This is a genomic window from Psychrobacter communis, assembly GCF_014836505.1.
GTDB lineage: Bacteria > Pseudomonadota > Gammaproteobacteria > Pseudomonadales > Moraxellaceae > Psychrobacter > Psychrobacter faecalis.
The window spans coordinates 54,571-69,801 of the sequence record NZ_JACSQR010000006.1 but is presented as its reverse complement, the minus strand read 5'-3'; the positions used below and the strand labels follow the sequence as shown (position 1 = coordinate 69,801).

The 15,231-nt window shown below is 43.3% G+C and carries 12 protein-coding genes and 1 pseudogene; 5 read left to right on the top strand and 8 right to left on the bottom strand.

Going from position 1 to position 15,231, the window contains the following annotated elements; all coding sequences use genetic code 11:
• The first annotated feature begins 91 nt into the window (after positions 1-91).
• Positions 92-889 (top strand): enoyl-CoA hydratase/isomerase family protein, encoded by a 798-nt coding sequence (locus H9653_RS03820; RefSeq protein WP_191690580.1) that lies wholly within the window; start codon positions 92-94, stop codon positions 887-889.
• Positions 890-984: 95 nt separating this feature from the next.
• On the opposite strand, the gene H9653_RS03815 is transcribed toward H9653_RS03820, so the two are convergent.
• From H9653_RS03815 to acnB, 3 genes are all read right to left on the bottom strand, one after another.
• Positions 985-1,431: a PACE efflux transporter gene (locus tag H9653_RS03815; RefSeq protein WP_191690578.1), complete on the bottom strand. Its 447-nt coding sequence runs from the start codon at positions 1,429-1,431 to the stop codon at positions 985-987.
• 155 nt (positions 1,432-1,586) lie between these two features.
• Positions 1,587-2,030, bottom strand: a complete 444-nt coding sequence (locus tag H9653_RS03810; protein ID WP_225211593.1) for a DUF805 domain-containing protein — start codon at positions 2,028-2,030, stop codon at positions 1,587-1,589.
• Between the two features lie 187 nt (positions 2,031-2,217).
• Positions 2,218-4,821: a bifunctional aconitate hydratase 2/2-methylisocitrate dehydratase gene (gene acnB / locus H9653_RS03805; protein WP_191690575.1), complete on the bottom strand. Its 2,604-nt coding sequence runs from the start codon at positions 4,819-4,821 to the stop codon at positions 2,218-2,220.
• Positions 4,822-5,156: 335 nt separating this feature from the next.
• Between acnB and H9653_RS03800 the strand changes: the two genes are divergently transcribed.
• Positions 5,157-5,552 carry a carboxymuconolactone decarboxylase family protein gene (locus H9653_RS03800; RefSeq protein ID WP_068406189.1) on the top strand — a complete coding sequence of 132 codons (396 nt, stop codon included), beginning with the start codon at positions 5,157-5,159 and terminating at the stop codon, positions 5,550-5,552.
• Positions 5,553-5,748: 196 nt separating this feature from the next.
• A complete protein-coding gene (lipA, locus tag H9653_RS03795) occupies positions 5,749-6,792 on the top strand; it encodes a lipoyl synthase (protein WP_144297152.1) in 1,044 nt (347 codons plus the stop codon).
• Between the two features lie 118 nt (positions 6,793-6,910).
• Here lipA and H9653_RS03790 read toward each other — a convergent pair whose 3' ends face one another.
• From H9653_RS03790 to H9653_RS03780, 3 genes are read right to left on the bottom strand one after another with little or no spacing between them, the layout of a single operon-like run.
• The gene (locus H9653_RS03790) at positions 6,911-8,992 is read right to left on the bottom strand and encodes a TRAP transporter permease (RefSeq protein ID WP_225211592.1); all 2,082 of its coding nucleotides are present in this window, start codon (positions 8,990-8,992) and stop codon (positions 6,911-6,913) included.
• Positions 8,964-9,509: a DUF1850 domain-containing protein gene (locus H9653_RS03785; protein WP_191690573.1), complete on the bottom strand. Its 546-nt coding sequence runs from the start codon at positions 9,507-9,509 to the stop codon at positions 8,964-8,966. The genes H9653_RS03790 and H9653_RS03785 overlap by 29 nt, the downstream gene beginning before the upstream one ends.
• Positions 9,487-10,503 (bottom strand): TAXI family TRAP transporter solute-binding subunit, encoded by a 1,017-nt coding sequence (locus H9653_RS03780; RefSeq protein ID WP_373429184.1) that lies wholly within the window; start codon positions 10,501-10,503, stop codon positions 9,487-9,489. The genes H9653_RS03785 and H9653_RS03780 overlap by 23 nt, the downstream gene beginning before the upstream one ends.
• 573 nt (positions 10,504-11,076) lie before the next feature.
• Between H9653_RS03780 and H9653_RS03775 the strand changes: the two genes are divergently transcribed.
• Both H9653_RS03775 and H9653_RS12440 read left to right on the top strand, forming a co-directional pair.
• Complete coding sequence (locus H9653_RS03775) at positions 11,077-11,463, top strand: hypothetical protein (protein WP_191690569.1); 387 nt, start codon at positions 11,077-11,079, stop codon at positions 11,461-11,463.
• A 159-nt stretch (positions 11,464-11,622) separates the two neighbouring features.
• Positions 11,623-13,305: pseudogene (locus H9653_RS12440) on the top strand (alkaline phosphatase D family protein).
• Positions 13,306-13,451: 146 nt separating this feature from the next.
• On the opposite strand, the gene H9653_RS03760 reads toward H9653_RS12440, so the two are convergent.
• Both H9653_RS03760 and H9653_RS03755 read right to left on the bottom strand, forming a co-directional pair.
• Entirely contained in the window at positions 13,452-13,829 is a 378-nt protein-coding gene (locus H9653_RS03760) for a hypothetical protein (protein ID WP_102077848.1), read from the bottom strand.
• Between the two features lie 238 nt (positions 13,830-14,067).
• Complete coding sequence (locus H9653_RS03755) at positions 14,068-15,138, bottom strand: pyridoxal phosphate-dependent aminotransferase (protein ID WP_225211591.1); 1,071 nt, start codon at positions 15,136-15,138, stop codon at positions 14,068-14,070.
• Positions 15,139-15,231: the final 93 nt, after the last annotated feature.

Here is a 15,231-nt window from a genome sequence, read left to right as displayed (position 1 = left end):
TCAGCTTGCATGACTTGTTACACCTTGTCCATTATAACGTCCATTGTTATCCGCAATGCTTATCTAGAACTTCTTACTAAGGAAACCAACCATGTCACAACCTTTGGTCGAATATCACAGCGAAAACCATATTGCCACCATTACCATGAATGACCCTAAGACGCTAAATGCCTTTAGCACACCATTAAAAGGCGCGGTTATGGATGCGCTTGACAAAGCTGATCAAGATACCGACGTACGCGTGATCGTGCTGCAAGGATCAAACAATAATTTCTCTAGTGGCGGTCATATCGGTGAGATGTTAGAGAATGGTATGGAGTCTGAAGCACTCGTGGCAAAGCTTGATTTTATGCTCAGAGAAGTGGCAGAAGTGAGCTTAAAGTTGCGTAATATTCATAAACCCATTATAGCCAAATTAGAAGGTGCCGTCGCGGGTGCTGGGATGAACTTGGCATTAACCTGTGATTTCCGTATTGCCGCTGATAGCGCCAAATTCGTGCAAGCGTTTGTTAATATCGGTTTGATTCCTGATGCGGGCGGCATTTACTTACTCAATCAATTGATTGGCGCGGCGAAAACGACTGAGCTTGTGATGCTGGGTGAAAAACTCACTAGCGAAGATGTCGCGCGTCTAAACTTAGTCAATAGTGTCGTGAGCATAGATGAGCTTGACGCCAGCGTACTAGCATTGGCAACGCGCCTAAGTAATTTACCGGGCAAGGCACTGGCTTCGATGAAGCATATGATTAACGTACATGCTTTTTCAGGCTTAAATGAAGCACTCGATATGGAAGTTGACCAACAAACTATGATGGCAAAAACCGCTGACTTTGCTGAAGGTATCACTGCCTTTATGGAAAAACGTAAGCCCGTTTATCAAGGTAAATAAAAGTTTATAACGCTAATTTTTACACGATCAACAAAAAGGCTGCCTAATCTAATAGCAGCCTTTTTTGAGTCATTTAATACGATTCATCTCTGTATTTATGAAGAAGCAGAAGCGCTCTTATCGTAACGCGGTAAGGTGAATATCTTGTCAAAACCTAAGGTAAATACAAAGGTATAAACCAAGAAAAATAGCAGTAACGCCGCCTCCATCATAAAGGCTTTAATTAAACCAACGTCATACCAAATCATATATAGCGGTAGGCAAATCAATACTAGACCGCCTTCAAACCCTATCGCATGAGCGCTGCGGATTAATAAGGTACGCTTTTTAACCTGCTTGCGCCGCTCCCACGCTTCAAAAGCAGTATTGTATAAAAAGTTCCAAATCACAGCGGCTAATGACACCATCACCGCAACGGGTAACGACTCTGCCGCATCGCTACCACTAAGTTTCATTAGTACAAAGGTAGAAGCAATAATAGCGATAATTTCAAAGATGGTCACATAGACAATACGACGTTTGAGTGGGGATAAAGTAATCAACCAAGACTCCAAAACACTTAGCACTTAAGTATAAACAAAAAGTTGCTTAGTAAAGTATCGGTCCGTCCCGAGATAGAAATGAGAAAAATTGCAGAGCCACGGATTCCGCCTGCCCCTATATTATACATAAGATAATGAGAGAAACCAGTCGCAGCTTATTTTTCTGGCGGACCCCATTGATTGGTTTCAAGCTTGGTATCGCTCGCTAAAAATACCAGTAAGATAATAGAGCCTATCAATGGCAAAATAGATATCAAAAACCACCATCCTGAACGGCTAGTATCATGCAATCTGCGAATAGTCACTGCTAAGCCCGGCAAGAACAAACCAAGCGCTACAACAATATAAAATAACCCTATTTCTGAATTGAAGATAATCGCATCTAAAATCATCGCTATGATGACCAATCCCATTTGCACCAATACGAAATACCAATACTCTTTACGCCGAGCACGTCCAGAGAAATTGGCATAATTCCTTAGACCTTTTTTAAACCAGTCCATAATGCCATAGTTTGCCTCAGCACTATGATTATTAACCATCCCAGAATTTGGTAAAGGTGGCGGCGTTACTTTATCAAGCATATTTTTATTTTCCATAGGATTTATTATCACTCACCTTTAACGGTAGAGTCGCCAACTAAAACATTTAATCAACGACTTTGATTATAAGCACTCAATAAAAGTTTGCAAACCATTATTCATATTTTTCAAACATGTAAAAAACCCCGCATCATCATGATACGGGGTTTGTTTTCAAAAGATTAAAAAGCTTTCGAATGAAAAACTAGGTCAACTGAGCCACGTTAATTTTGTCTGCTTCTTCAGTGTAATCTTCCATACGGTCGAAGTTCATGTATTTATAAACTTCATCACCCATGCTGTTTAGCATGCCAGCGTATTGCTGGTATTCGTCGTTGGTTGGCAATTTACCAAGTACCGCCGCTACTGCAGCAAGTTCTGCAGACGCTAGATAGACGTTTGCGCCTTGACCTAGACGGTTCGGGAAGTTACGGGTAGACGTTGATACCGCCGTAGATTTCGGTGCGATACGTGCTTGGTTACCCATACATAGTGAACAACCTGGCATTTCAGTACGAGCGCCGGCTTGAGCGTAGATGTTGTAATAACCTTCTTCCATCAACTGACGCGCATCCATTTTGGTTGGTGGCGCAATCCATAGACGAGTTTTGAGGCTTCCCGCTGGTACGTCTTGTAGCAGTTTACCCGCAGCACGGAAGTGACCAATGTTGGTCATACATGAACCAATGAATACTTCATCAATGGTATCACCAGCGACGTCAGCCAATGTCTTAGCATCGTCTGGATCGTTCGGGCAGCATAGAATCGGCTCTTTGATCTCGCTCATATCGATAGTCATGTCGATGGCGTATTCTGCATCTTCGTCAGCACGCATGAGGCTTGGGTTCGCTAGCCATTCTTGCATTTGCTCAACGCGGCGGCTGATGGTACGCGCATCGCCATAGCCTTCTGAAATCATCCACTTAAGCAAGGTGATGTTTGAGTTTAGGTACTCAGTCACTGATTCTTCAGACAAAGTAATGGTACAACCAGCAGCACTACGCTCAGCTGACGCATCAGACAATTCAAACGCTTGCTCAGCGGTTAGGTCTTCTAGACCTTCGATCTCTAAAATACGACCGTTAAACTCGTTGATTTTACCTTTCTTATCAACGGTCAAATAACCTTCTTTGATCGCTTGATAAGGAATCGCATGGACCAAGTCACGTAGCGTGATACCAGGTTGACGTTCGCCAACAAAGCGCACACGAACAGACTCAGGCATATCAAGTGGCATCACACCAGTTGCTGCTGCGAATGCAACCAAACCAGAACCGGCTGGGAACGAGATACCCATTGGGAAACGCGTATGCGAGTCACCACCAGTACCAACGGTATCTGGAAGTAGCATACGGTTAAGCCACGAGTGAATGATACCATCACCAGGACGTAAGCTGACGCCGCCACGGTTCATGATAAAATCAGGTAGTGTGTGCTGAGTTTCAACGTCAACTGGCTTTGGATAAGCAGCGGTATGACAGAACGACTGCATCACTAGGTCGGCTTGGAAGCCTAGGCAAGCCAAATCTTTTAGCTCGTCACGAGTCATCGGACCAGTGGTATCCTGACTTCCTACGGTAGTCATTTTTGGCTCACAGTACATACCAGGACGTACGCCTTCTAGACCACAAGCTTTACCAACCATTTTTTGCGCAAGGGTAAAGCCTTTACCGGTATCAGCTGGCTCTTCTGGCTTAGCAAATACGTCTGAATGACCAAGACCCATATATTCACGAGCACGATTGGTCAAACCACGACCAACGATTAATGGAATACGGCCGCCTGCGCGCACTTCGTCAAGCAAGGTTGGCGAGCTTAGCGTAAAGGTTGACAATACTTCGTCAGAGTCGTGCTTAGTGATTTTACCTTCATACGGATAGATGTCAAATACATCGCCCATGTTTAGGTTATCAACGGCAACTTTTTCGATTGGCAAGGCGCCAGAATCTTCCATGGTGTTAAAGAAGATAGGAGCGATATTGTTACCAAGCACCAAACCGCCACCACGCTTGTTTGGTACGTTCGGAATGTCTTCGCCCATTAGCCAAAGTACCGAGTTGGTTGCAGACTTACGGCTAGAGCCGGTACCGACCACGTCGCCAACATAGGCAAGTGGATGACCTTTTTCTTTTAACGCTTCGATTTGCTTCATTGGACCAACAACGCCCTCTTCGTCAGCAAAGATGCCGTCGCGAGAGTTTTTGTGCATGGCTAATGAATGCAATGGAATGTCGGGGCGGCTCCACGCGTCTTGGGCTGGTGACAAGTCATCGGTGTTGGTTTCGCCAGTGACTTTAAAGGTGGTATAAGTGGTTTTCTCTGGCACTTCAGGACGGCTTAAGAACCACTCCGCGTCAGCCCAAGATTGCACCACTTCTTTAGCAATAGCATTGCCAGCTTCGGCTTTTTCGGTCACGTCATTAAACGCGTCAAATACGAGTAATGTTTTCTTTAACGCATCAGCAGCTTCTTGTGCGACTTCCGCGTCGTCTAATGCTGCAACCAATGGCTGAACGTTGTAACCACCTTGCATGGTACCTAAGATTTCAACGGCTTTTTTCTTGCTGATAAGTGGTGAAGTCGCTTCGCCTTTAACAATAGCAGCTAAAAATGCAGCTTTAACATAAGCGGCTTGGTCAACACCGGCAGGAATACGGTTTTCTAACAAGTCCATCAAGAACGCATCTTCGCCCGCTGGTGGGTTTTTAAGTAGCTCTACCAATTCTGCTACCTGCTTCTCATTTAATGGAAGTGGTACAGTCCCTAGCTCAGCACGTTCTGCGACATGTTTACGATAAGCTTCTAACACAATAGTCGTCCTCGTCGGTTGGTGACCAGTACATCACGTGAGTAGTCAGGATGACAGCCTACATCGATGTACTGCATTGAATAATTATCCGTGCAATCATAGCTCAAAACGCTCAAAATGTTAATGGCTGAGGCGCGAAAAGGCGCAGAATAACGCCATATTGGACATTTATTATAAAAATAGTGCCATAACCAATATGATTGACGCGGTTAAATAAAAACCCTGTGCCTGCTATACTCTGACAACCTCAAAACCGATCAGATGTCTTACGTCAGCGAATTTTTATATGCGACTTGATAAAACACACTTTACCAATAAATATTAAGGATAATAAAATGGACGATAATGCCAACTATCAAAACGGTCTAAAAGTTCGTACCGAAGTGATGGGCGAGCAACATGTCAAACGCTCGCTCGATTCGGCGACCCCATTTACCCAGCCACTGCAAGACTGGATTATCGAACATGCTTGGGGCAGCACGTGGCAAGACGACACCATACTACCGCGCAAATATCGCTCCTTAATTACCATGGCGTTTTTGATTGCGCAAAAAAGCCCTGCTGAGCTAAAAGGTCATATCCGCGGGGCAATTAATAATGGCGCCAGCGTCGCTGAAATCCGAGAGGTGTTGATGCATAGCCTGCCTTATTGCGGTGCACCTGCTACCCAAGAAGCGTTTCGCGCAGCCATAGATGTGCTAAATGACATGGACATTGATATCAATAAATAAAACTAGGGTAAAGGTGCGCTTCATAGTAGTCTTATTAGTGATAAAACCCTATTTAGCGCTAGTAGTTTTTTTGATTGTCTTAACAAGATTGCCCAAAAAACCTTTAGCCATTATCTGCTATAATAGCTGCATTCATAAAACATTCTAATAATGCCAAAAACCCTTATCTTATCAAGGGTTAAGAGAACATTTGATTATGACAAACGCCGTACAAACCCACGTCCCCGCTGCCCGTGCAAAACCGAAAAAAGCCATCCAAGGCGAAAAGCTACGTGGCTACGACAAGGTAGCGCGCATCCCAATTAAAGTGATTCCGACCGTCGAGGCAAAGAAAAAGCCTGATTGGATTCGGGTTAAAATGTCGTCACCTGCGGAAGTAGCGCGTATCAAAGCCACTCTGCGTGAGCAAAAGCTTTATACCGTCTGTGAAGAAGCAGCTTGCCCGAATCTGCCGCAGTGCTTCGCTGATGGTACGGCAACCTTTATGATTATGGGTGATATCTGTACCCGTCGCTGCCCGTTTTGTGATGTCGGTCATGGTCGTCCAAATGAATTGGACAAAGACGAGCCACGCCATACCGCTGAGACCATTCAAGGTCTAGGTCTGAAATACGCAGTGATTACTTCAGTTGACCGCGATGATTTAAAAGACGGCGGTGCTGGACATTTCGTTGAAGTTCTCAATGAATCGCGCGCGCTAAGCCCAAATTGCTTGATTGAAATACTAGTGCCAGATTTCCGTGGGCGTATGGAAATAGCCTTAGATTTATTGACTGAAACCGCGCCAGATGTGTTTAACCACAATATCGAAACCGTGCCGCGTCTGTATAAAGCCTTCCGTCCAGGCTCTGACTATCAGCATTCATTAGACTTGCTCAAGCTCTATAAAGAGCGCCGTCCTGATATCGCCACTAAATGCGGTTTTATGGTTGGACTTGGTGAGACCGAAGAAGAAATTTATGCGCTGCTTGATGATTTAAAAGCCCATGACGTCGATATGATTACCATCGGTCAGTACCTGCAACCCAGTAAAGACCATGCGCCAGTTGATCGTTACGTACATCCAGACGAATTCCAGCGTTATATGGACTATGGTAAAAAGATTGGTTTCTTTAGCATTTGGGCCGGCCCAATGGTACGCTCAAGCTACTTTGCCGATCGTCAATACTATGGTGAAGATTGCCCAGCACCAATTCGTAGCAAAAAAGCGCTTGAAGCAGAAGGTAAGCTTGGCTGCTAAGTAATATTCGTCACGATACCAAAGTAGGATGACGAATCTTAAAACATATAAAGGGCGAATAGTAGATAGTTACTATTCGCCCTTTTTTTATGCTTATACACTTAATCCCTAAATAACGTCAAACATTTAGAGGTTGGACTGCTGTTTTACTGTTTTTCATATTTAACAACGCGATACCAAGGATGATGACACCGCCTATCAAACCTGTGATAAGACCCGGATAAATCAGCAGTAAAGCACCAATTGCCAAAATGATGCGCGTGATTGTATTCATACTGCCTTTAAAATACCCTTCTAACGCCGCACTAAGGCCAATCACACCAATCACAGACGTCACAACGGCCATAACAATATCGATGATTGGGGGCAATGGGAATTCTTTTGCCGTAACCGCAAGACCTGTCGGGTCAATCATCAACATTGCAGGATTATAAATAAACATAAATGGAACGATAAATCCAGCCAGTGCCAACTTTAACGACAGAAACCCTGTTTTCATAGGATCGCCACCAGAGATACCAGCGCCAGCAAAGGCTGCCAAACAGACCGGCGGAGTAATATTGGCAAATACGCCAAAATAGAACACAAACATATGCGCCGCCAAAATAGGAATATTGAATCCTGCTAATGCGGGCGCCGCCATCGTTGCCGTAATAATATATGCAGGAATCGATGGTAATCCCATTCCTAAAACCATCGACGCCAGCATGGTTAAAATCAAGGTGAGCAATAATGAGCCTGCTCCTAAAGTGACAATCGAAGAGGTCATCACCGTACCAAAGCTCGTTAAGCTGACTACCCCAATAATAATCCCTACGACCGCACAGGCCGCCATGACCGCTAACGACTGGCGCGCACCGTCTTCTAGCGCGCCCAAAATGTCCTTAAAACTCATGCGCGTCTCAGCTCGCAGCATACTGATGACAACAGTAAAGCCAATGGTATAGGCAGCGGCATACCCTACCGGTACATTCTTAATCAATAAAAAAATCAAAAACACAATGGGTAGCAGCATATGTCCGCGCGCTTTTAATACTTCTTTTACTTGCGGCAAACTCTCTTTTGCCATACCTTTTAAGTCTCGGCGGCCTGCGCGAAAATGCACCTGCGCGATGACGCCTAAATAATACAAGATAGCAGGTAACAATGCTGCCAAAGCAATAGTGCTATACGGTAGACCTGTGGTCTCGGCCATGATAAAAGCACTAGCACCCATAATTGGCGGCAATATTTGACCACCGACTGATGCACTTGCCTCTACAGCACCCGCAAAATCTTTATGATAACCAACCTTTTTCATCAATGGGATAGTAAACGCGCCGGTACTGACTACGTTTGATAAGGCAGATCCATTGATACTGCCCATAAAGCCACTTGAGATGACAGCCACTTTAGCAGGGCCGCCTTTTTTATCGCCTGCCAGCGCTAATGCCAAATCATTAAATAGCTGACCCATGCCTGAACGCGCTAAAAATGCGCCAAAGAGGATGAATAAAAAGATAAACGTAACTGAGGCACCGATGGCAACCGAATATAGGCCTTCGGTTTTGAGGAATAACTGACCAAAAATATCGCCAAAATCATAAGGACGAGTGAGTAGCCGGTCAGGCATAAAATTCATATGGCTGATAAATGGATATAACAAAAATATTGACGCCAATATCGGTAATATCCAACCAGTAATACGCCTACTGCCCTCGAGTACACAAATCACCGTGATAATAGAGAACAATACATCCGTTTGATTGGCGATGCCACCACGTGAGGTCACAATATCTTGATACTCATAGATAAGATATGCCATTCCAGATAAAGATAACACGAACCAAACCCAGTCATACCAAGCCACCCGCTTGCGGCTACTCTTCTTACTGGCTGGAAAAATCAGAAAAATCAATGCAAAACCAATACCTACATGCACAGAACGCTGTAACAATGATGGCATAGGATTAAAAGTAATATATAGATGAAAAAGTGAATATAAAATACAAATCGCAGCGATAATATATTTTACTGGCCCTTGAGTGATATGACGCGTAATTGACTCTCGGTCGTACTTTTCTAGTATTGCTTGTGTGAGGTTAGGATCAACGTCGTCATCGATATCAGTGCTATCATGAAGGCCAGGTTGCTTAGACAACTTAGCCTCATCGCTAGAGACAGTAGTCCCGCTATTGTGATCCATCACTTGAGAGTTCATGACAAAAATCCTTATTAAATCTATCTATTAGACTATACGATTTGGGCGTAATAGTTACTGCAGAATAATCAGGCACCCATTGATGAATTAAAATACGATGACCTGCATAATCAATCTCACCTTCAGTGCGCCTTGAAACAACCCAGTTAAGACTGGGGAGTCTTTCGTTGATTTGATAGCCAACATAGCCTGGTTTTCTTATTGGAGCGACATTTTCAGTAGATGGGGTTCCCGCCCCAAAAGCTTGTAGATAAGTAGTGGTTAGCAATAAACCTTGATTCTCACGAACATATTGCTCCTCCCACCATTGCTTTTCTACAGAATGAATCCAGCGCAATTGAAAATTAGGCTCAACGAAATAACATACTTTTTTATCAGATTCAGCAACATCATCGACGCGCACCTCGATGACAGACTGGCGGGTAAAAATTACCCAGAATATTAAAACCGCTAGCGCAGCAGTCACTGCTGCGCCGACTGTTAAACTTAAGCGTTTACTTAGCTGATTGCTCTTCATAGTATTTCTTAGCGCCTGGATGGATAGGAGCTACCATTCCTTCTTGAGCAGTCTCTAAGCTAATATCATTAGCTGCTTGGTGGGCATTTTTTAGGCCATCCAAGTTTTCAAACAGCGCTTTGGTCAGTTTATAGCCATCCTCTTCAGAGATGTCAGAACGAATCAACAACGCATTCATCACGGCAGTCGTTGGAATGGCGGCATCGTTACCATATGTTCCAGCAGGAATCTCGAACGTCTTAAAGTAAGGCTTGTTTTCGATAATTTGTTTAAGCTTATCTTGATTGATGGTGACCAGCTGCAATTTGATACCCTGCTCTAGCTCTAACAGTGAAGAGTTTGGTAAGCCGCTACTAAAAAACGCCGCTTCAATCTTACCCGCTTTCATCGCATCGGCTGCATCGGCAAACCCTAGATAGTCAACTTTGACATCATCATAAGTGATACCAAAACCTTCTAACAACGTCCGAGCATTGACTTCCGTTCCAGAACCTTGATCACCAACCGCAATACGCTTACCTTTTAAATCTTCGATATTTTTGATACCAGATTTTTCTGAAGCGACTATCTGAATCACATTTGGATATAGAACGGCAACTTGTTGAATATTTGTTATCGGTTCTTTAAAGTCTTCAGTACCTTCAACCGCATTAGTGACGACATCACTAAGTGCTAGCACCATGTCGACTTTACCTTGCGTGAGTAGATTGACGTTTTCTACTGACGCCCCCGTGGTTTGGGTCTTAGCATTAACGCCAAAGGTTTTGGCGTAGATTTCTGCTAAAGAGGTGCCAATAATATTATAAGGACCTGATGCGCCCCCTGTTGCGATAGTGACAAACTTGGTTTCAAGCTTATCACTCGCCACTGAAGCAGCAGTATTGTCCGTGGTAGCGCTATCATTGGTATCAGTCGCCGTGTTGTCTGAACAGGCAACCATCGTCATACTTAAGGCAACAATTGCAGCTAGGAGAGGAGTTTTACTAAAAAACATCATTATTTTCATCCTTGATAAAATAAAGCGAATTGGATTTATAAAATATTACTTAACCATGTCACTGTAATAGTAACTAATCCGTGTTGAATTGTGAGCTTTATATACTATATTAATTTTTGAAAAGTGTAGCGTCCCATTGATACAATCAAAAGTATCCATGTAATTAAAGCATGAGGTGTCATACATTGCTATCTTGTTTTATGCGATAGCAAACATTGGCACGCATGAATCGTAGTTTATCTCTTCAAATTTGCTAAACCAAAATAATTAGACTAGCTAGTGTTTCGCTACGCGGTACTAAGTTCCATATTCTTATCATCATTTAAACAGACTTTATGCACCTTGTAAACTTCTATTAACATTTCCCTTAATTGTTAAAATAACTTTGATTCTTGCCATGCGCAGCCGACGCGTGATTACTGCTTGAATAGTTAAAAGAACACTTACTGCCAATGATTATCTTTTTTACTAATACGCAGATATCTATAATTTTTCACTACTATAATTGGTCTCTATTACATATAATCGCTAATAACATCAATAGAATCGATAAACCTTAAAGGAAAACTTATGAAAAAACTATTTGCTTCGAGCATCGTTTTTGCCACATTTGTCCTAGCTGGCTGTGCCACTTCTGATATGAATACCAATGCTGGCACGGCCATCGGTTCGGCAAACGAGATTGGGATGAATATTTTTAAAGCCGCTATTGATAACCAATGCCGCAGTCAGATTGAAAAACAAAATGCTTGGCGCATTGCTAGTGTGGCGATGTCAGATGCCCAAGAGGAAGAGATAAAAGGTCGAGTTTGCGGCTGCGTCAGCGAGCAAGCGCCGCAGCAAGTGACCCTCGTTGAACTTGGCAATGCGGCAATTGATGCCAACTATCGCACCCAACTGGTCACTAAAGTGGTAGCAAAAACGCTGCAAAGCTGTTATGGCAGTATCGTTAAATAAGTAGCTGAAAAATAGATGCTGGATCAGCGACTTGACTAAAGGGCTTATTTCACGAAATAAGTTGGGTTATTGATTGCACAACCCAACTTATTCATATAGATTATTTACTATTGTGAATGACAAATGGAATTTATCTTTAACCCATGTCAAGGATGACTGATGAAAAGACGTGCATTTATAAAACTTGGTGGTCAGCTAACGGTAGCCGGCACTGTGTTGACTCAGCTCAGTGCTTGCTCATCAGATGATGATGACGTCAGGCCACCAAATAACCTCGATGGTTTAGATGGTTTAGGCTATCAAGGCGCAGCACCTTTTGTGCATGGCATTGCCAGTGGTGACCCGCTCCAAGATCGGGGCATACTATGGACACGAATTACCAATGACGGCAGTATCCAAGCCGCCAGCATTCCTGTTGCTTATAGGGTAGCAACAGACCCAGCGCTGAAAAACATCGTTACTCAAGGTCGCGCAATAGCGACAGCGCAATCCGACTTCACCGTAAAAGTCGACCCTAAAAACCTACAACCCAATACCACTTATTATTATGCTTTTGAAGCACTAGGCTATCGCTCTCCTATTGGTCGCACACGCACCATACCACAAGCAGACTTGCCAGCAAGCGAAGTTGATCGTGTGCGCTTAGCCGTGGTTTCCTGCTCAAACTATGGCTTTGGCTACTTTAATGGTTATGCCAATATCGCCAAGCAAGCCGATATCTCTGCCGTCATACATTTGGGCGATTATATCTATGAGTATCCAGAAGGCTTCTATCGCGATGACGATTTAAAAGAAGAGCGACCGCTAGAGCCAAAAAGCGAGATTATCAGCTTAGAGGATTATCGTCGCCGCTAAGCTTGCTACCGTACCGATGTCGATTTGCAAGAATGTCACCGTCAGCATCCGTTTATCGCTGTTTGGGACGATCACGAAATCGCAGACAATTCATGGAAAGGTGGTGCAGGTTTTCATACTGAGAGTAAAGGCAGCTATATAGAACGCAAAATGTCGGCCGTGCGCGCTTATCATGAGTGGATGCCTATCCGCGATGACAGTAGCAACGAGCTAGACAGTCAATTACGCATCTATCGACGTTTTGAGTTTGGTAAATTATTCGATTTAAACATGCTAGATACGCGCATATTTGGTCGCGAAAAGCTTGATGCCAAAGCCAGCAACGAGCCTGAACGTCAATCATTAGGTCTTGAACAAGAAAACTGGCTCTATTTAAAGATGCTCGAAGGTAAACGCCGACAAGCAACATGGCAAATACTCGGGCAACAAGTTATTTTGGCGCCATTTAAAGGCACTTTTGCCACCAATTCTGGCGATATTTGGTATGGGTATGCCAGTGCACGCACACGTTTGCTCAACTTTATCGAAGATAATAATATCTCCAATACGGTTGTTTTAACTGGGGATTATCATGCTTCCTTTGCATTTGATATTGCAAAAAACCCTTTTGAAGCAAGTAGCTATAATCCTCTAACCGGCAAAGGTTCTTTAGCTGTAGAGTTCGTCTGTCCGGCATTGACGTCTTCGCCCTTTCCTGAAACCGCAGGTGTTGAGCTAAACCCGCATCAGAAATTTAACAATCAGACCGAACGTGGTTATATGCTCCTCGATATCACTGAGCAGGCGTTTCAATGTGAATGGTATTACACGGACACCTTAAAAAAACGAGATGATAGCGTAAAATTTGCAAAAAGCTTGCTTACTAAAACACAGACTAACCACTTGATTGACGGCAGTCAATCGCGCCCGCTTACTAACGTCGCTGCCCTATCTGATGCTAACAAATCTATGGCAGTGAAAAAGTCTACCGTTTTAAGTGGCGCTTAGCACAATATGCTCCGCACAGTATTTTGCATACTTAAGGTAAAAAAATAGTAGCCAAAAAAAAGGGTGAGTCATATGATTTACCCTTTTTTATTACTCATTTAGCTAATGGGATTTATGAAATACTGACGTACTTATGATTAGTCAATTTATAACTCATTGCTAGGCGTTGGACGAACGGGCAAAGACGCGGTCGATGGCAATATTTTACTGCGATGAAAATACTTAGATGAGCCGTCGATTATCTTATTTACTTCTTTGACCAAAGCATGGATGACATCATCATAAACGCCATGATATAACTCGGTCTCAAACGCTGTAAAAGGATGCTTACGCGATGCCGAACTGACTTCTGTCACGCCCTGCTTACTATAAAAAATGTCGACGCGGCCATCACTATTTAACACACAATTCAACTCTCCGCCTTCAAGCGCCATCTCGATACGCTCAGGCATAAAAATATAATCATCCACATCCATGAGCTTTTTTTCTACTTCTCTCTTAAAAAAAGATTTGATATCAAACATACATACACCCTTTGTCTTAAAATTTTAAAAACCTTTAGCACGTCTATTCTTATGGTCTTTATGGTATGCGTCTCGCATATTTACTTATGATAAATCGTGCTTTATTAACTTATCCTATAAGGTGTACGGATACTTTTTAAGACAGAATATGTAAAACTGCGTTTGATGTTGGTAAAAAAAAGACGCCGTCTAAGCGTCCCTTCTTTTTTGGTAAATCCAATCATACGATTGTGCGTAATTACACCCAGCCTTTTTCACGAAATAACTGTAACGTCTTAATAACGACTGTCATCTCTTCGGGTGTGCCAAGTGTGATGCGGTTAAAACCTGGTATCGAAGGGAACTCGCGACCAACGGCAATACCATGTTCGAGCATACGATCGATATAGGTTTGTACATCGCCATTGACTTCATGGAAAATAAAGTTGGTTTGCGAGGGTAAATAACGCAGCCCCAGCTCATCGAGCGCTGTCTCCATTATTTTTCTTGATTGATTGGTGGTTTGTAAGCTATGCGCCAAAAACGCCTCGTCTTCTAGCGTTGCTATTGCTGCTACCGCACCTAACATGTTGATATTATCGGTAGACATCAAAGACCCGATTTCTGCAATCATCGACGGATTGGCAATCGCATAACCGACGCGCAAGCCTGCTAGCCCAAATAATTTTGAGAAAGTGCGCACGACAATCAAGTTATCTGATAGCCCCTCTTTTATCCATTCAACGCCGCTCACAAAACTTGGATCGGTGATATAGCCAAAGTAGGCTTCATCCACTAAGAAATAGTGGTTTTTTGGCGCATTTTTTATCCACGCTTTGAGTGTATCCGTTTCGGTAATGATAGCGGTTGGATTATTAGGATTGCACAAATAAAAAAGACTGATACCGTCAAATTGAGCAGCCGCTTTTTGTAGATTATCAAAGTCTAAATCATAGTCATCGCGCGTTAATGGCACTTTGACTACTGGAATATCTAATGAGCGTGCATACAGCTCTGCACAGCCGAAAGTTGGGTCTGGAATAATTAGCTGAAACCTTGTATCTGTTTTTAATGCTTTGTCATGCAGCATTTGCACCACTGCTCTGATACTCTCAATTGAGCCATTGCCCAATAAAACCTGATTTTCAGGTACGCCGTTGAGAGCCGCTACTTTACTCTGCAGCGTAACGCGATGTTTATCAGGATAGCGAGCAGCGCCAGCTAAAGCATTAGTGATGGCTTCTTTGGCAGCGTCCGACATGCCTAAAGAGTTTTCATTAAAGTCTAACTTGAGTAATTTATGACTGTTGTTATCGATATTATTATGCATGATAGGTAATCCGCCTACGTCGTCCGTGAGTGATATAGCGCATGCCGCTGCGTCATATCATCTTAAGTGGCATTTATCATAATTACAAGTTAT